Here is a 15,787-nt window from a genome sequence, read left to right as displayed (position 1 = left end):
ACGGCCCCGGCGGAGGCGTCGGCTGGCGCTCGCTGCCTGGCGCCGCCATTCCGAACGAGGGATCCGTCCGCTTCGACGCCGCCCCGAACGACCGCGGCACCGTGGCGACGCTGCACGTCCGGTTCGACCCGCCCGGCGGCGCTCTCGGCGAAGGCCTGCTGCAACTCCTCGGGACCACGCCGCTGAATCTTTTCGCGGACAACGCGCTGCGGCGCTTCAAGAGCCTCGTCGAAACCGGCGAGATTCCTACCACTGAGCGGCAGCCCGCTGCTCGCGCAACCGCGCGTTAAGGAGAGTGAGCATGCGAGCACTGTACTGGAACGGGGCAAACGACCTGCGCGTCGGGACTGTGAAAGACCCGGAGATCGTCAATCCTCGCGACGCCATCCTGCGCGTCAGTCTGTCGACGACCTGCGGCTCGGATCTTCACTTCATCGACGGCTACATCCCGACGATGAAGTCCGGCGATGTCATCGGCCACGAGTTCATGGGCGTGATCGAGCAGATCGGCCCCGAGGTGAAGCGGCTCGCGAAGGGCGACCGCGTCGTGGTTCACCGCTCAGCCGACTTTCAGCTTCAACTCGCCGTCTGATTTCTCGGACTTCTTGAAGACTTCAAGCAAGCAAGGGGAAGTCGGCGCAGTGACATGACGCAAAGCCGTGTGCACGGGTCGCGTGTACTATCTGCTCGAAATATATGGGTAACGCCAAGGCGTTAGCTGGTTAGCGTCAATAGAACGTCGGAATACCAGGCACTATTCAGACCGAGCGTCTCGTCGATTTGGACATTCCGGGCACCCATATCGATGGTCGACGAATGGATACCTAACAGCACCCATGGTAGATCTAAGCTCTCCCCTGCGACGTCGTTGAAAAGTTTGCTCATCACGACCGGTGCGCCGCTCGTGCCTCGATGCGTTCGCGCATCGGTGATGAAGCATCCTCTGCCCTGGAAGCGCAGACCGAACGCCGAAGCTATCACGCCTTGCCTCACGACAGGCAGGTGATGCAGCGAATCGTGGAAGCCCAAGGGGAATCCAACTATCAGCACGGAAGCGCCAATTGGTGTCACACCGTCTGCCTTGGGCAGATGCTCGGGGCCAAACGCGTCGAATATCGCCGTCCGCGGCAGTCGATCGCTCTGAAGCTCTAACACGGCAACGTCGATCTCGCCGCCGTCATCTGAGCCTTGTCGCCATAGGGCCGTGCCGTCCGCGAATAGCGGTACAGAGAACCACATCGAAGCGCCGAGATTCTCGCGATCGATGTGCAGTTCTATCTCTAGCCGATCTGGCAAATGTTTGCTGGGCTCGTCCCTAACAACGTGACGACTCGTCACGAGAAAAAGCCGTCCATCGCGACCGAAAAAAAAACCGCTAGCATTCGTGAGATGCAGATCTTGTGCGAACGTCCGGATACGGGCCGCTGTGAGAAGAAGTGCTTCAGCGGCGGGCCTCAGCGTCCCGCGTTCAACTGACGACCGTCGACACGAATCCGGGCAGTTAGGAACGAGCTGCTTAATCAGTTGAAGCATAGCGTCGCGCTGCGGCGTCGCTGGTTCCAAGGCGAGAAAGCGTGCCACCGCGATATCCGACGCAGCGCCGCCCGACGCGAGATTTGGAACATGACGGACCACCGGTTGCTCGTCCGCTCCGATACGCAACAGCCATCTGTCGCCATTGGGGCTTGCATATAGTTCGATGGAGTCCTTTTTCATGAGTGGGTGCCCGCTGTCGGGCTCTCGAGCGATCATCGTTGAAAGGGGATACGGTTCAGGCAACAGCGCTTGTTGGCTTATTGCGTGCGAAGTCGATCCGATCGGGACGATCGTTGCTATTCGGTTTCCGGGCCAAGGAGCACGTCGATTGCCGCTTGGCCGGCGCACTCAGCGATGAGATAAGCCCAGCGCCGTGTGAACGGGCCGCTACGGAGTACAACTCGGCGGCCGCCTTGTCCAAGCACACCAAGATTGGTGGCGCCCTTAATCTGGAAGCTCACGTCATACAGGTCTTCCGAGGAAACGGCCAAAGTGATATGAATTTCAAAACCGCGATACTGAATGATGCGATACATGAGGCGCTCCTCAGGAAGGATCACACGCCTCTTTTCAGGAATGTGTGATATGTGGCAGTTCGACTATAGACAGATACGCGGCAGAAGTGCTGCACCCGCTGCAGCAACACGCTCGATGCTTCGTACCATCAATACCGCTCCTCCACCCGAATTTTTTGCCCCCTTTGAGCGACGTAAGATCATCGCAACACCAACCGGGCTCTCTTATAGTTAGGTTTCGAAATCCATTCACGCATGTTTCCTCGAGTTGAATAGCAGCCTGGCGCCCCGCATCAACCGCCGCGACTCGAACGCGCAATGTTTCGCCCGATCCGCCGTCGCTTTATGCTCGCAGGCCGGCAGAAGCAACCGGTGGTATCGCGACTGCGTACACAGACCCGGAGAGCGCCGTGCTTCCCTTGCGCAACGCGTTCAAGGGGTTCGGATAGTCGATAGGCACGAATGACCAGACTATTCCATCTGGATTCAGAATGATTCGTCACCAATCGCAAACGGCAGATCTTGCGAAGATGTGCGCCTCTCACCTCCGTGCTGATGGGCGTTGTGCTCCATCATCTCGTCCCAGTCCAGCGTGGCAACGAAAGCCGGGGAAAAAATCGATGACCCCGCTCAGTTCGCAACCGCCCGTTCAATCATCACCAGAACGCAGCGGTGCGCTGACGCTGCGAATATTTAGCGATCGAGAAACGAACGGAGCTTATCTGCGCGGCGAGGATGCATCAACTTGCGAATGGCCCGGCTTTCGATCTGCCGGATGCGTTCGCGCGACACGCCAAGGTGCGTGCCTAGTTCTGCAAGCGTGAATTCGGTGGGCACATCGATGCCGAAGCGCATGCGCAGCACGGTCGCCTCGCGTGGCGAAAGCGTGCTCAACGCATCATCGACCGCGGCCCGCAAGCTGGTGCGGACAGTGGCCTGCAGCGGCGTTTCCGCCTCCGAATCTTCAATCAGCTCGCCAAGCGTCGCGTCAACGTCGACGCTCGCCGGTGTTTCAAGCGAGATCAAGTGCATCGCCATCTTTTGAATGCTCTGAATTCGTGCCTCGGGCAACTCCATGCGCTCGGCGAGGACCGCGAGCAGCGCAGGCTTGCCAGTGTGCTGTCGAACTTCATTCGAAATTCGGTTGAGCTTGTTGATTGTCTCGACCATATCCACTGGTATGCGGATGGTGCGCGCTTGGTCGGCGACCGCACGCGTGACCGCTTGGCGCACCCACCAGGTTGCATACGTCGAGAATTTCCAGCCGCGCCTGTACTCGAATTTGTCGACGGCCTTCATCAAACCGATGTTGCCCTCCTGAATCAGGTCTAGGAAAGGTACGCCACGGTTCATATGCTTCTTGGCGATCGAAATCACGAGGCGCAGATTTGCTTCGATCATTTCGTTCTTCGCACACAGCATGCGGGTTTCAGCCGCAAGCATTTGCCGGCAGCTTTGCTTCACTCGCTGTATCGGCATGGCCGCACGCCTTTCAAGATCGATCATTCGATACTGCTCGACCTGAATCGCGGCCAGATTGCGTTCTAGCGAAGAACCGTAATCGCGCGATTTCCCAGCCGTTCTAGTGGCCCAGTCGAGATCAGTCTCGTGGCCTGCAAACGATGCAACGAACTGCTCACGCGGCATGCCGCAGCGGTCGATCACAACGTTGGCTATTCGCCGCTCGATTCGACGCACTTGTGCGAGCAGATGTTGCATTTCCTTGCAAGCACGACCGACTGTGCGAGCCGTGAAGCGCACGCGGGCGAGTTCGCTTCGAATAGTGTCGCCAGTATCCGGAGCATCGTCAGTCCTCGCTTCGCGCAACACATCAACACATTCGCCCACCCGCGCAAAAAGTGCGAGCCCGTCGCTCCTGAGTCGCGTCAGCCGCAACCGGTTCGCCTCGGCGTCGGCGTTAAGGTCACTTTCGCCATAGCCACACGGTGATTCATCGAACGCCGTCGCTGCAGGCATACGCTCGTCATCGATACCGTCTACCAACTCATCAATATTCAGCTTGCCCTCTTCGACCTGCTGAGCGCTGGCGAGGATCATCGAGATGATAGGGGGACAGGCCGCAATTGCCTGAATCATCTCATTCAAATGATCTTCGATACGCCGCGCAATTTGAAGCTCGGCCGTGCGCGTCAGCAACTGCTTCGCGCCCATCTCGCGCATGTACATGCGCACTGGATCGATTGTTCGGCCTAATTCGCCATCGACAGCGGAAAGCGCGACTTCGGCGTCCTCCTCCAACTGATCGTCAACGGTGACCGGCGCGACAGTGTCGTCGAGCAGCAGCGTTTCGGTGCTGGGCGCATGTTCGTAGACGGCGATGCCCATTTCGTGGAAGGCGTTCGAAATATCTTCGAGCACGGTCAGTTGCGCAAGGTCGCTCGGCAAATGATCATTGATTTGCGCATGCGTGACAAAGCCTTGATTCTTGCCTGCACTGACCAAGGCGCGTATTGCCCGTTGATGGTCGTCTTGGCCTTCCTGCCGTTCTGGTCGCAGCGAGTCAGCAGCAGCACGCGGACCAGCCGCGGCGGCCAGTGTGCCCTTTTTGAGTGCGACGACGCGAACACGTCGGGCGTCGGGCTGCGCATCTTCAGTTGCTTCTTTTCGATGGGAATCGGGCATTTTCTCTTCGCAACAGGCGTTCCAATGCGCGAACGCTAACGGGAGGCGCGACGGGCGCAGACGAAGTCGGCGTTCAACCTACGGAGGTCGCTTCACCAAAACGAACTTGAAGCCATTCCTGCGCCCAATTCTTCCCGAACACAATGGCTTCGTCACGGCGCTCGAAACCGGCAAGGTCGCCGCTCACGCAGAAGTCCGTCTCGCTGCCATCGTTATTGGCGGTACTGATGCGCGCATGAGCCATGTACTCCCCGTCGGCCCGTCGTGGCGTCGGATCGATGCGAAAGTTGTAAGTGTCGGCTTGCATATTGGCTCCTGTCTGATCGCCGCGACTCTGAAAATCACGGCTTCTGTTCGCTGGGACAACGCTCGATCCGCATCACCGGCCTCGCACTGTCGTTTTGCGTAGACTTTGATGTAGGAACGCGTACGCGGATTTTTAGTCAAGGAACGTCCTTGCCTTCGGACACGTGTCAATCATCTGCTCGGCGTAAGCAATCGATGCGCGGCGGGCGTCGCCGGCGCTGTGAAACGGCTCGTGAGGACTTACTCTAAAAACGCGACCGCGTGAGATGCCCATCGCGGCAGGTGGTTCCTGAATGCGCACGGCAGCATCAAATTCGTCGTCTTGACTGTGCCCCTGCTTGGCTCCGATGGCCCGATGCGCAAAGACGAGCGGATAGATTTCCAAACCACGATAGAAGCGGATCTCGACTGTCATTGAATATACTCCCGCCGCTTATGCGACAGATAAGAAAGGTGTATGAAGCAATATCGGCAATGCTGACTAAATTGACCGCATTGCACGGTCTCCGATCTAAGACTGATTCCCTTGACATGCCGCTGCCTGACGCTGAAGGATATCGTCGACTTGTTCGCTGGTGCCTAGAACACCCATCGTACGCGGTTTGAAAATTTTGTATAGCGAAATTTTATGCGGCGATGACGTCCCGCAATTGGACCCAGGGTGTTGGCCTCGCTGACCGACGTACCGTCCCTGCGTGGGAAGAAAGTGAGCTACGAAACGACGCGTAGGCCGAAGGGTCTGCAGGCGACAAATATCAAGCCGCTGTAAGCACTGTTTCCCTGGCGTCCTGAATTTGGACGCCAGGACTCATCGCATGACCTCACGCGGGGCATGTCTCCCGCTCACCAGCGTTTCACAATCCTCCGAGGACGCGCTCCTAAGACGCCTTCGGTCGCAAAGATGCGCACGATCGGATGCGGAACCCTGCACCTGGGGCGGCACGTACTCGTCCGTACAAGTCAGAAAATGCAGACCCACTCTCCCCATCATCACTACCGCGGTTACGCCATTCATCCATCTGCGCACCGCCTGCCCGACGGTGCTTTCTCGTCGAACCTTCTGTTAGAACGGTTGCGGCCGGGTCGCGCCGGTCCGCAATACCGCTTCTTTTCGCTTGACTATTTCGCCAGCGAGCCTGAGGCAATCCGGCACTCGTCCCGCTGAGCCCGCAACTGGGTTGACAACTGCGGATAGTCAACGCCCGCGGAGGCAACCGAGAAGGACCACGTGTGGAAAATCCGGTTGCAGGCCCGAATTCAAGCGTATAGTGAGAAGCGCCCTTGGAGAAGATCATGTCAGCCTTACCGCCTCGCATCTACAAGGGCTTCGAACTACAGCCCCTTATCTTTGAGCGTACATTCGATCGGTTCGACCGGCATTCCCGCTACGCCGAGGGGTACGATGTTGCCGTACGGGTATGCCGCCTGGAGCCTGCGGGCGCGGGCGGCGCAAGCCGCGTCTTTCGCTTGGCGCTAACGGCCGCCATTTCGGACTTCGGCGCTGCACGGCGTGCCGCATGGCAGCGAGGCGAGGACATTGTCGATGGAAAGATCGACGGTGCGGATGTGAGCGACCTGTAGCTTCACATCTCTCGAGCTCTCCATACCATATACGTCTGCCCGCCTGGCGCTCATGGCGACGGCGAACTCGAGCGTGAAAAGCAAGCGCCATGGGCTCGCGTTAGCGACGCCGCCTGCACGTTCGGCGACGAGAAAATTTGCCTGCAGCACACCTGCGAACGCTTCGCCGCCTCGTCGTCCGCCGTTCGTGTCGCCGGTAACGCTGAGGGGGTCCGGCTGCTGAGCGATGAGCATCTTCAGGCATTTCCTAACGCAAAGGCCCGCGGGATCTGAACGATGAATACGCCGGCCGCCGGGAAAGTGTGCCCAATACTCTGTGCCACTCTGGAAGGTCACAACAATTTTGGGCGCGCTGCATGTGAGCTTGCAAGACGGCTGGCTTCCGTCGGGAACGATTGGCGCGTGCCGACCACGTGGCAGAAGCGGATGGAAATGCGATGCTCTCACTCTACACTCAATTAATTGCCCTGCCGGTAGGTGCAGCGCTCGTCCTCCCGATCGGGGTCAGCCCGCGAAGCGCACGGTCCGCTGTCCAGGCGGCCATGCAGCAAGATCTAAGGAAACGTTTTTTGATTGACGAGTGCGTCACCCGGCCACGACAAGCGGAGGTCTTGCGTCATGTACGCATTGAGCGCCTGGCAGATGGAACCTGAAGATGTTTGTGCATCGGACTCACCCTGAAAGCCACGACGTGCGCAGGGGTTAAAAAAGCAAGCGCCCGCAGTTCGCGGGCGTCAGATGCCGAAAGGCGCTCCTTAACGACTCACGGCGCGGGCGCAGCAACATCGTTGCGGACCGCACCGACCGCCACTGTAACGCACGGTATCGCGAACGCGCGCAAGCGCGCTAAAGAGCCAGATCAGTGCACACCCATCGCGAGATGCACACGCCCCGTATTGAAAGCGTAGTTGCGAGAACCACGACGTGGTGGCGGCATGGTTCTGTTTCAGCGCGCGGGGGTGAACGCCTCAGGGTCCATGGTGTGCAGTACCTGCTAAACAAGCACCGCAAGACGGCCTGTGAGGTCTGACCGTCGTTGAAGCAGATACGGGTCACCGTCCACTGTTTGAGACACATCATGGCCATGGACCTTCTGCAAAAGGCGTTCGTCGCTCGGTCATCGCGTTGTGGCTCGGGCATGAATCGGTTGCGACAACGGAGCGGCAACTTCACGTAACAGAAGCAGGGCGGCTGAGAGTTGGCTCCCGATAAGTCTCAGGCGAGCTAAATGACCGTTTCGACGACCGCCCCAACGCGCGGCAGATCGCCCGGAAGTGGCTTAGGATCAACAGGTGTGAGAGGAGCTGGCTATGGACGATTTGCCGACGTCAAACGAGGCCGCGGCCGACGTGCCGATCGTCGCGGTCGGTGCATCTGCCGGCGGCATCACGGCCCTGCAGAAGCTGTTTAGGGGACTTCCGGCCTCGGTCCCGTTTGCAATTGTCGTTTTGCAGCACCTGCCCGCCGGATCGCCCAGTGGCCTCCCGGCCTTAATCGCGAAGTGCACTCACCTTCCGGTCAGAGTTGCGACGGCCGGAGAGCGCCCCGAGGCCAACTGTGTGTATTTTCCATCGCCGGAGCACGTTCTGACGCTCGAAGACGGCGTTTTTGCAACGAGACCGGCGCAAGGCGGGTTGCGACGCCCCGGCATTGACATGATTGATTCTTTTCTCGAGAGCTTGGCTCTGCGAGAGCAGACGCCTTCAATCGCCGTCATCCTATCGGGAACGGGCATGGACGGTACGGCTGGCGCCGTGCGCATCCGGCAAGCCGGGGGCGTGGTCATCGTTCAAGATCCGCTCACCGCTTTGCATGACGGCATGCCGAACGCGGTCATTCGTCGAGGCATCCACCACCACATTCTGCCTGTCGGTGCCATTGGCCAGCAGCTAGTGGCCTGCACCGGTCCCGGCTACTCGGCCCCGGTGTCAGCTACTCACGCCGACGACGTGTCCGCATCACTCCATCGCATCATCTCCCTGGTCCGCATGCACGCGGGCTTTGACTTGAGCGGCTACAAGCCGTCTCCGTTGCTTTGGCGCATTCAGCAGCGCATGGATGTGCGAAAGGTGTGGCGATTCGATGATTACGCTTTCCTCCTCGAAGATGACCTGATTGAACTGGAAGCGTTGGTGCGCAACATCCCGTTACATGTGACGGAATTCTTCCGTGATGCTGATGCCTGGGAGACCCTGCGTCATGACGTGCTCGAACCGCTCCTATTCCAGACACAGGGCCGGCGTTCAATTCGAGTTTGGACGACGGCCTGCGCGACCGGGGAGGAGGCGTATTCGGTCGCGATGCTTCTTGACGACATCTCGCGCGTAAGAGAACAGTCGAGCGACTTTCAACTTTTCGCAACCGACGCGGCGCCAGAGTTGGTCGCGCGGGCCAGTCGTGGCGTATTCCGCAAGGAGTCGCTAGGCGGGCTTTCCGAGGCACAGCAAAGCCGGCACTTCTACGAGGTCGATGGTGCGTTCCGAGTCAAACGGTCCCTACGTGAAAAACTGGTGTTCGTGCCGCAGGATCTTATTTCCGATCCGCCACTTTCCGGTCTGGATCTTGTCACTTGCCGAAATCTGCTCAGTCGAGAACGTGCCGGATGCGACCACGCTGCTCAAATTCCGGCGCCTGCTGATCGAGCACGCTCTGACAAGGAAGCTGTTCGACGAGATCGGTATCTCGCTGTGCGAGCGTGGACTGATGATGAAGGAAGGCACGCTGGTTGATGCCACGATCATCGAAGCGCCACCGTCGACCAAGAACGCCGGGAAGAGCCGTGACCCGGCGATGCACCAAACGAAGAAGGGGAACGAATGGCACTTTGGGATGAAAGCCCACGTTGGCGTGGACGCCGATTCGGGCTTGGTCCACAGCGTAGCTGGCACAGCGGCCAACGTGTCGGATGTGTCGCGAGCCCATTTGCTCCGCTCGCGCGTCATGCAGCATGACTACGGCTAGACGAGCGTCACGGCACCTTCGGGCGCGCGGCCCGGTCGAATGGTACCGTGTCACCGTAGTGCGCGGGCGAGATCGGGTCAGCTATCATTGCTCCTCAACCAGTCGACAAGACTCTCCGGTAAAAGTGGCTTGCTGAAGAAATAGCCCTGGCCTTTCGCGCAGCCAAGCGAGCGAACTACGGATGCCTGCGCCTCGCTTTCGACTCCCTCAGCAACGGTGTTCATGTTGAGGCTGGCCGCCACACGGACGGTTGCTTCAATCAGTACCCGGTGATGCGCGCTCTGCACGGCCTGGCTGACAAACGATCGGTCGATCTTGACGGTTGCCACGGGCAGCTGGTGCAGGCTCGACAGCGAAGAATAGCCCGTCCCGAAGTCGTCAAGCGCCAAGGTCAGTCCAAGCAACTGGAGCTTTCGCAACGTGGCCTGGACGGATTCATCCTGAGCCGCCAGGCTCTCTGTTACTTCGAGTTGCAGCTCGGCAGGGTCCATGCCGCTGTCGTGCAGCGTACGAGAAACGTAGGCGACAAGTCCTTCATCGGTCAGTTGGGCACGAGACAGGTTGACCGCTAGTAGACGGGGTGCGAGCCGCCCCAGGTCTTCTTTCCATGCGACGAACTGACGGCACGCGTTGTCCAATACGAATTCGCCCAACGCGCCGATGGCGCCACATTCCTCCGCTACGCCGATGAATTCCGCCGGCGGCACGACGCCCCTACTCGGGTGGCGCCACCGTACCAATGCTTCAACAGCAGCGGCATGTGGCGGGAAAGACCAGCGATCGACGGTCGGCCCCAGCATGACGACCGGTTGATAAACGACGAACAGTTCATGGTTGACGATTGCACGACGCAGATCATTCTCCATCTGCGCTCGACGCGCCGCGCGCTCATGCATGGAAGGTTCGAAACTCACATACCGGGCTCCGCCGCGCCGTTTAGCCTCCACCATTGCGATACTCGCGTCTTGCAGTATCGCATCGGGGTGCGCGCTGGACGTCGCCGCGCGGACGATCCCGATGCTGACGCTCAGGTGCAACTGTTGGCCGCCGATCCGGTATGGCTTACCCAATTCACCGAGTAGCCGATCCGCAATCGAGAAAACGTCTGCCTCGGATCGTGGCTCGCCGACCACCACGACGAACTCGTCGCCTCCGAGCCGACCGGCCAGCAGGCCGCTGCCATGTTGGCGGTTCCGCGAATCGGTTAGACGCATGGTCGTCATTAGCCGATTGGCGACCTCTGCCAGGACTTCGTCGCCCGCGGAGTGACCGAGGGAGTCGTTGATCTGCTTGAAGCGATCGCAATTGATGAACAGGACGCTGAAAGGGTGACGCTGATCCCGACCCCGTGCCCGATGTTGCATGCTGCTCTGGATGAACTCGCATATCGAAGTGCGGTTCGGCATCATGGTCAGCTTGTCCAGGCGTGCTGCCTCGCCAAGCTTCTTATCCAGTACAGACTGCTCACGCTGTGCCTCTAGCGTTACATCGCTCACCATGGCCATCAGGTGATTCTCGTCGAGCTTGAGCAGACTCACCGACAAGACCTGCGGGGAAAGGTTGGCTTTGTACGAACGCGGAACTTTGATGCGTACTGCATCGCAAACTGATCCCGCAGGCGCCTTGTATTCCTGGACCATTTGCCGAAATTGCGGCGCGATAGTCTCCAGTACGTCGAACAGGTTGACGAGGTTGCCATTCGGTGACAGTGGCATCAGCAGCCGTGCCGACATCGGGTTGATCATCTCGATCATCCCGAGTGGGGAGATCTGTAAAAGCCCTATCGGCGCTCGATACAAAAACTCCATCAGTGCTTCGTTGGCGGAGACGGAGTCGGCTGGGGGCTCGTTAGCCCGTTCCACGGCTTGCTCGCAAAGCGCTTCATCGCCTGTCTGGGCGGGCGATGTCAGGCTACCTTGTGGTCTAGGGCGTGACACCGCCACGCTGTTGTATTGATTTTTAGTCATTCTCATCCGTCGAGCTTCTCAGGTTCCTCGACGACCGGACGGACAAGTTCTTGCCCTTAACCAAGTTTCACGCAGTTCCGACCGGCCGTTTTAGCGGCATACAGTGCTTTGTCCGCTACGGCGAGCAAGTCGTTCACGCAAGAGGTCGCTTCAGTTACCGAGGCAATGCCCGCGCTCACCGTCACCCGTATCCGGCACGTGCCTGTGTCGATCTCAGCGTCCGCGATCGTCGCCCGCACACGCTCCGCGACGACAAGCGCCTCTTCGCGAGAGGTTCCCGGCAGCATCAAGCAAAACTCTTCACCCCCAAGGCGGGCCATCACGTCGATTGACCGCAGGTTCGCCTTTGCTCCTTGAACAATCTGCGTCAGAACAAGGTCTCCCGTTTGATGCCCGGCGGTGTCGTTGATTCGCTTGAAGTGGTCAGCATCCATCATCACGAAAGACAGGGGCTTGCCCAATCGCCTTGTTCTGGCAAGTTCCTTCTCGGCGAGCTTGAAAAAATGCGCGCGATTGACAGCGCCGGTCAAGTGGTCGGTCGTCAGCAGGCGAGTAAGTTCGTCGGTCGATATCGTGCGTTCAGACACGTCGCGTATAACCACCGAGTATCCGGCGATCTCGCCATTGTCTTCTCGCAAAACGGCAATCAGGATCTGCGCGGCATAGCGGCGGCCCTGCTTGCTTTCGCACCAGCGTTCCTGGACGTGCCAACCCTCTTCACGCGTCAGCGAAATGTGCTCCGGGCTGCAATAGGGATCGACAGTTTCGGGAGCGTAGAACAGATCGAGGGTATGGCCGAGCACCTCATCGGCGCGGAAGCCTGTCAACTGCTCTACGGACCCGTTCCAGCTGTCGATACGGCCAGCGGAGTCGAGCGTGAAGAACGTGAAATCGTTGACGCTCGTATAGATCCCCGCGAGCCACGATTCATGCTGTCTCGCGCGTCGTTCAGCTTCGACCTGACGGGATATGTCGGAGAGCGTCATCATCAGGGTACTACTGTTGACCTTGACGATGTTGCATGACAGTACCGTCGGACGATCGGCGCTTGGCGCGATCACGATTCGATGGCCCTCACAAACCCGGCCCCGCTCGGCTGAGAAGCTCGACACGAGGTTGCGCAACTCCGGTGCGACGTTCGTCAGACTCTCGAAGACGTTACCGACGCCCATGCGGCCGGCAACCGGCATAAGCAGCTGGACGGCGACCGGGTTGAGCATGTCCACGTCCCCATTCAAACCACTACGAATGATGCCGATGGGCGACATGTACATGAACGATAGCAGCGCCTCATGCTCCGCTTCGCATGAGCCGTCGACGGTGGCCATGACGTTCACTTGTCGCCCTGACGTTGAACGAGCAGAAAACGGGTTTCGCTGCGACTGGACTTCACCAGTCTGAGTTGTACTGGCGTCGGCCTCATGCGCAGGGTCAGAACGTACGGCAGCACTTCGTCCAATTCAATCTCATCCTCGAACCGTTGCGCCACCATGAAGTTGTTCATGCACGGCGCCACTTCTTCGAACAGATGCCTGCCGAGAACGCGGTTTGGACTCAGTCCAGCGCTCGATGACTCGACAGCGTTGTAGTGAGTCACGGCGTAGGCCGTATCGAAACCGATAACGCCGAATCCGAGTTTATCAAGCCCGAGCTCACCGGCTGCGACGAGGTCGTCGATTAGCACAGAGTCGAACGTATGCGTAAAAGTAGACTGGCTAGCCATTATTCTTGTCTCATGTGAAGGGATCGTCGTTCGCAAGCTTTAACGGCAGCAGCTTGGAATTCTTTATCGGTTATCCGTTCGAGGCGTTTGCAGGAACATTCCAGTTGCGGCGAGAGCTTCGACCCAAACGTTTGCCGGCGTTCAAGTTCGTTGACGGCTTGCGAGACTTGGGAGATGCAGCGCCTATCGGGTGCGGTGCCGCGTCCTCGTGCTTTTGTATTGTCGCCTACACGGACCAGGTCGAGAGCTTGCCGCAGTCACTGACGGGAAGTCGTTCACCAAACGTAAAACCTTTCGGTCGCTCGGGAGCGGAAAGTCGTGCCGCTGTCCACCGCTCCAACTCACTTGCAAGCCGTTTAACGTCGACACCCGCTGCTGGAACAATGAATGCCTTCAGTCGCGCACCCTCGCCCGGGGCCATTAAACGGACTGCAGCATCATTGACCTGAGGGTGCTGCAACAGCACACCCCGCACGCGCGCCGGAAAGACGTTAGTGCCCGCCACCTGTACGGCGTCGTCGAGTCGACCACGAACCGTGAAGCCACGCTCGGTTACCCATTGCACCTGGTCTTGCAGCGCCACGCTTCTTTCAGCACCGTCTTGTGCACGGCGGACGAGTCGAGCGGCGTCCGCGGCATCTCTAGTCCAAAAAGGCATCAACTGAAAAGCCGACGCAGGAGCCTCGCGCACGCCAACGCCAGCCGTTTCCGAGCTCCCATAGATTTCCAGCAGGCGGTCGAATGCCCCTTCGGCGGTGAGGGCTCGCGCGAGTTCTAGTGGGCATGGGGCAGTCGATGTCAGCGCCGATATGCCCCGAGGAAGTGGGCCTGTGAAACGAGTAAGTAGCGCCAAGTGCGCCGGATGGCTGACTAGGAGGTCGCCCGATGCCATCATGCGCGGCAATGCAGGCGGAGTAACGTGCCGTACGTCGACGACCTCGATGCCATCCAACCGCCACGGCAAAAGCACGGTGAACAGAAAGCCGTAGATGTGATGTGCTGGCACGGCCGCGAGCACGCGTCGTGTTCCTGCCAGAGCCTCAAAAAGATACTCCACCTCCTGCTGCAGGTCTGCCAGGGCGTGCATACAGGGTTTGGGCTGGCCGGTCGAGCCTGAGGTCCGAAAAACCAGCTGAGAACTGTGATACCGCAAACTTCTTGCGGCGACCTCTACCCATTCGCCGAAATAACGGCGCGTTAATAGCAAATCTTCAAGTCCGCTCTCATGCAATTGAAGCATCTCTGATAGGACAGAAGCTACCGCAAGCCGTTCGATTGAGTCGAGGCCGAGTCCGTCTTCTCCGATTGCCAGATCAAGCGACCAAGGGGGCCTTTCAAGCGCGGCGCCCCCGGGCCGGAGCATCTGTAACTCGTCCGCGATTGCGTCTGCGAGAAATCGCGCCAACGCGCGGGGCGCTTCATACCATTCTTTGGCGGGGGACTGCGGCGAAGCATTCACTTTCAGATCCGTTTCACGAAGATCCAGTAGGTATCGCCCAAGATGGCCTTCTTCATGTGAACTTTCACCTTGGTCGGGACCATGTCATGGTCAAAGACGTATTCGAACAGTGTGTTGAGATCCCCGTTTTTCACTCCCGCGTCGAAGACGCCCCTGAACTCCGGACGGTTAGTACACGGAGCCACGACGAGAAAAAAATTTTTGCCCACCACACTCTTGGGGTCGCGGCCGGTGATCGCACCTTCCGTGGCATTGTATTTCAGGATTTTCCCCGTCGAATCCACTTCTATTGCCCCAAACGACAGCCCATCGAGTTGCACCGAGTTCATTCTTCCCAGTACGTTTTCGATATCATTCTTGCCAAAAGCAACGATTTCCATAAAGCCTTCCCGTTGAGAGTTTCATTCCACATTTGACTGCTGTGTGGCATAGGTCCGTTAACGGCGAAAAATCCCAGTACATGAGGGTTGCGCAGCGCTACTGCTGCGAAGGGGATCAAGACTTGATCAGCAGCTCGGTGGAACGTGTGAACGCGGGGTCGTCGCTCGTGCTCGACGCAGACAAGACGGTGGATGAGCTCGTGCGCTCGGTCAAACGCGTGACCGACATCATGGGCGACATCGCCTCGGCATCCAATGATGCAAAGCACGGGTATCGAGCGGGTCAACGTCGCCGTCAGCCAGATGGATGGAGTCCTCGGCCTGCTCCTACGGCCATCGCTGAGATCGTCCGTTTACGCTCGCAGCGCCTTTGCGAGGTCCGCTAGGCGATAGGGCTTAGGTACGAACAGCACGTCGCTCAGCCGGTTCTGCGCGTCACGAAGCCACGGCGGCGAGTAACCTGAAGTGAGGACTACCCTGATTTGCGGATAGTCTGAACGCACCAGACTTGCAAGCTCGATCCCGTTCATGCCGTGAGACATCGATATATCGCTGACGACAACGTCAATATCTCGGCGCTCCCGGAGGATTTCCACCGCCTCCGAGGCACTGCTTGCCGGCACGACGTCATACCCGATGCTAGTGTCCTGAGTTAAAAATTCATTGAATGATGCCGACCACGTACTAAAGTGTTCTGTGTGGCACTCGATGCGAGG

General features: G+C 58.9%; 15 protein-coding genes and 4 pseudogenes. 7 read left to right on the top strand and 12 right to left on the bottom strand.

All coding sequences use genetic code 11. The features are described from left to right. Together NCS02_RS32935 and NCS02_RS32930 are read left to right on the top strand one after the other, a co-directional pair. Positions 1-290: pseudogene (locus NCS02_RS32935) on the top strand (SRPBCC family protein); the annotation flags it as partial. Positions 291-301: 11 nt separating this feature from the next. Beyond that, complete coding sequence (locus NCS02_RS32930) at positions 302-592, top strand: alcohol dehydrogenase catalytic domain-containing protein (RefSeq protein WP_250508243.1); 291 nt, start codon at positions 302-304, stop codon at positions 590-592. A gap of 122 nt (positions 593-714) precedes the next feature. On the opposite strand, the gene NCS02_RS32925 is transcribed toward NCS02_RS32930, so the two are convergent. The 5 genes from NCS02_RS32925 to NCS02_RS32905 form a co-directional block, all read right to left on the bottom strand. Next, positions 715-1,716, bottom strand: coding sequence for a S1 family peptidase (locus NCS02_RS32925; protein WP_308196622.1), 1,002 nt, complete (start codon positions 1,714-1,716; stop codon positions 715-717). Positions 1,717-1,832: 116 nt separating this feature from the next. Beyond that, a complete protein-coding gene (locus tag NCS02_RS32920; protein WP_239294582.1) occupies positions 1,833-2,072 on the bottom strand; it encodes a hypothetical protein in 240 nt (79 codons plus the stop codon). Positions 2,073-2,744: 672 nt separating this feature from the next. Further along, on the bottom strand, positions 2,745-4,694 hold the full coding sequence (rpoD, locus tag NCS02_RS32915) for an RNA polymerase sigma factor RpoD (RefSeq protein WP_250508242.1): 1,950 nt from the start codon (positions 4,692-4,694) through the stop codon (positions 2,745-2,747). Between the two features lie 73 nt (positions 4,695-4,767). Further along, positions 4,768-5,001 carry a hypothetical protein gene (locus tag NCS02_RS32910; RefSeq protein WP_239294584.1) on the bottom strand — a complete coding sequence of 78 codons (234 nt, stop codon included), beginning with the start codon at positions 4,999-5,001 and terminating at the stop codon, positions 4,768-4,770. 132 nt (positions 5,002-5,133) lie between these two features. Beyond that, complete coding sequence (locus NCS02_RS32905) at positions 5,134-5,415, bottom strand: hypothetical protein (protein WP_239294585.1); 282 nt, start codon at positions 5,413-5,415, stop codon at positions 5,134-5,136. A gap of 552 nt (positions 5,416-5,967) precedes the next feature. On the opposite strand from NCS02_RS32905, the gene NCS02_RS32900 reads away from it, so the two are divergent. Both NCS02_RS32900 and NCS02_RS32895 read left to right on the top strand, forming a co-directional pair. Continuing rightward, positions 5,968-6,165, top strand: a complete 198-nt coding sequence (locus tag NCS02_RS32900; RefSeq protein WP_239294586.1) for a hypothetical protein — start codon at positions 5,968-5,970, stop codon at positions 6,163-6,165. Between the two features lie 128 nt (positions 6,166-6,293). Then, complete coding sequence (locus NCS02_RS32895; RefSeq protein ID WP_239294799.1) at positions 6,294-6,581, top strand: hypothetical protein; 288 nt, start codon at positions 6,294-6,296, stop codon at positions 6,579-6,581. On the opposite strand, the gene NCS02_RS32890 is transcribed toward NCS02_RS32895, so the two are convergent. Then, positions 6,474-6,815, bottom strand: coding sequence for a hypothetical protein (locus NCS02_RS32890; RefSeq protein WP_239294821.1), 342 nt, complete (start codon positions 6,813-6,815; stop codon positions 6,474-6,476). The two genes, NCS02_RS32895 and NCS02_RS32890, sit on opposite strands and share 108 nt — an antisense overlap. A gap of 1,076 nt (positions 6,816-7,891) precedes the next feature. Here NCS02_RS32890 and NCS02_RS32885 point away from each other — a divergent pair. After that, a pseudogene (locus NCS02_RS32885) lies at positions 7,892-9,109 on the top strand (chemotaxis protein CheB); the annotation flags it as partial. Positions 9,110-9,164: 55 nt separating this feature from the next. Continuing rightward, positions 9,165-9,509 (top strand): annotated as a pseudogene (locus NCS02_RS32880) (IS5 family transposase); the annotation flags it as partial. A gap of 110 nt (positions 9,510-9,619) precedes the next feature. On the opposite strand, the gene NCS02_RS32875 reads toward NCS02_RS32880, so the two are convergent. The 5 genes from NCS02_RS32875 to pyp all read right to left on the bottom strand — a co-directional run bounded on the left by NCS02_RS32875 (position 9,620) and on the right by pyp (position 15,071). Continuing rightward, positions 9,620-11,509: a putative bifunctional diguanylate cyclase/phosphodiesterase gene (locus NCS02_RS32875; RefSeq protein ID WP_239294587.1), complete on the bottom strand. Its 1,890-nt coding sequence runs from the start codon at positions 11,507-11,509 to the stop codon at positions 9,620-9,622. Between the two features lie 56 nt (positions 11,510-11,565). Then, complete coding sequence (locus NCS02_RS32870) at positions 11,566-12,837, bottom strand: sensor domain-containing diguanylate cyclase (protein WP_250523621.1); 1,272 nt, start codon at positions 12,835-12,837, stop codon at positions 11,566-11,568. A 5-nt stretch (positions 12,838-12,842) separates the two neighbouring features. After that, a complete protein-coding gene (locus tag NCS02_RS32865; RefSeq protein WP_239294589.1) occupies positions 12,843-13,232 on the bottom strand; it encodes a phosphonate transporter in 390 nt (129 codons plus the stop codon). 226 nt (positions 13,233-13,458) lie between these two features. Then, the gene (gene pcl / locus NCS02_RS32860; protein WP_308196623.1) at positions 13,459-14,691 is read right to left on the bottom strand and encodes a 4-coumarate--CoA ligase; all 1,233 of its coding nucleotides are present in this window, start codon (positions 14,689-14,691) and stop codon (positions 13,459-13,461) included. A 2-nt stretch (positions 14,692-14,693) separates the two neighbouring features. Then, on the bottom strand, positions 14,694-15,071 hold the full coding sequence (gene pyp, locus NCS02_RS32855; protein ID WP_239294591.1) for a photoactive yellow protein: 378 nt from the start codon (positions 15,069-15,071) through the stop codon (positions 14,694-14,696). A gap of 90 nt (positions 15,072-15,161) precedes the next feature. Between pyp and NCS02_RS32850 the strand changes: the two are divergent. Continuing rightward, positions 15,162-15,380, top strand: a pseudogene (locus NCS02_RS32850) (methyl-accepting chemotaxis protein); the annotation flags it as partial. 44 nt (positions 15,381-15,424) lie between these two features. Here NCS02_RS32850 and NCS02_RS32845 read toward each other — a convergent pair. Continuing rightward, the coding region (locus NCS02_RS32845) for a response regulator (RefSeq protein ID WP_250523620.1) at positions 15,425-15,787 on the bottom strand (363 nt) is incomplete at its 5' end.

The sequence above is a fragment of the Caballeronia sp. NCF2 genome (genome assembly GCF_023631205.1).
GTDB classification, from domain to species: domain Bacteria; phylum Pseudomonadota; class Gammaproteobacteria; order Burkholderiales; family Burkholderiaceae; genus Caballeronia; species Caballeronia zhejiangensis.
The sequence above is the reverse complement of the archived record's forward strand: the minus strand, read 5'-3'. Positions and strand labels throughout refer to the sequence as shown.

Bases quoted from the DNA above. Each gene is read 5' to 3' on its own strand.
- NCS02_RS32895 (WP_239294799.1), top strand. From the start codon at position 6,294: ATGTCAGCCTTACCGCCTCGCATCTACAAGGGCTTCGAACTACAGCCC.
- NCS02_RS32900 (WP_239294586.1), top strand. From the start codon at position 5,968: ATGCAGACCCACTCTCCCCATCATCACTACCGCGGTTACGCCATTCAT.
- rpoD (WP_250508242.1), bottom strand. From the start codon at position 4,694: ATGCCCGATTCCCATCGAAAAGAAGCAACTGAAGATGCGCAGCCCGAC.
- NCS02_RS32865 (WP_239294589.1), bottom strand. From the start codon at position 13,232: ATGGCTAGCCAGTCTACTTTTACGCATACGTTCGACTCTGTGCTAATC.
- NCS02_RS32870 (WP_250523621.1), bottom strand. From the start codon at position 12,837: ATGGCCACCGTCGACGGCTCATGCGAAGCGGAGCATGAGGCGCTGCTA.
- NCS02_RS32920 (WP_239294582.1), bottom strand. From the start codon at position 2,072: ATGTATCGCATCATTCAGTATCGCGGTTTTGAAATTCATATCACTTTG.
- pyp (WP_239294591.1), bottom strand. From the start codon at position 15,071: ATGGAAATCGTTGCTTTTGGCAAGAATGATATCGAAAACGTACTGGGA.
- NCS02_RS32925 (WP_308196622.1), bottom strand. From the start codon at position 1,716: ATGAAAAAGGACTCCATCGAACTATATGCAAGCCCCAATGGCGACAGA.
- NCS02_RS32930 (WP_250508243.1), top strand. From the start codon at position 302: ATGCGAGCACTGTACTGGAACGGGGCAAACGACCTGCGCGTCGGGACT.
- NCS02_RS32875 (WP_239294587.1), bottom strand. From the start codon at position 11,509: ATGACTAAAAATCAATACAACAGCGTGGCGGTGTCACGCCCTAGACCA.
- NCS02_RS32910 (WP_239294584.1), bottom strand. From the start codon at position 5,001: ATGCAAGCCGACACTTACAACTTTCGCATCGATCCGACGCCACGACGG.
- NCS02_RS32905 (WP_239294585.1), bottom strand. From the start codon at position 5,415: ATGACAGTCGAGATCCGCTTCTATCGTGGTTTGGAAATCTATCCGCTC.
- NCS02_RS32890 (WP_239294821.1), bottom strand. From the start codon at position 6,815: ATGCTCATCGCTCAGCAGCCGGACCCCCTCAGCGTTACCGGCGACACG.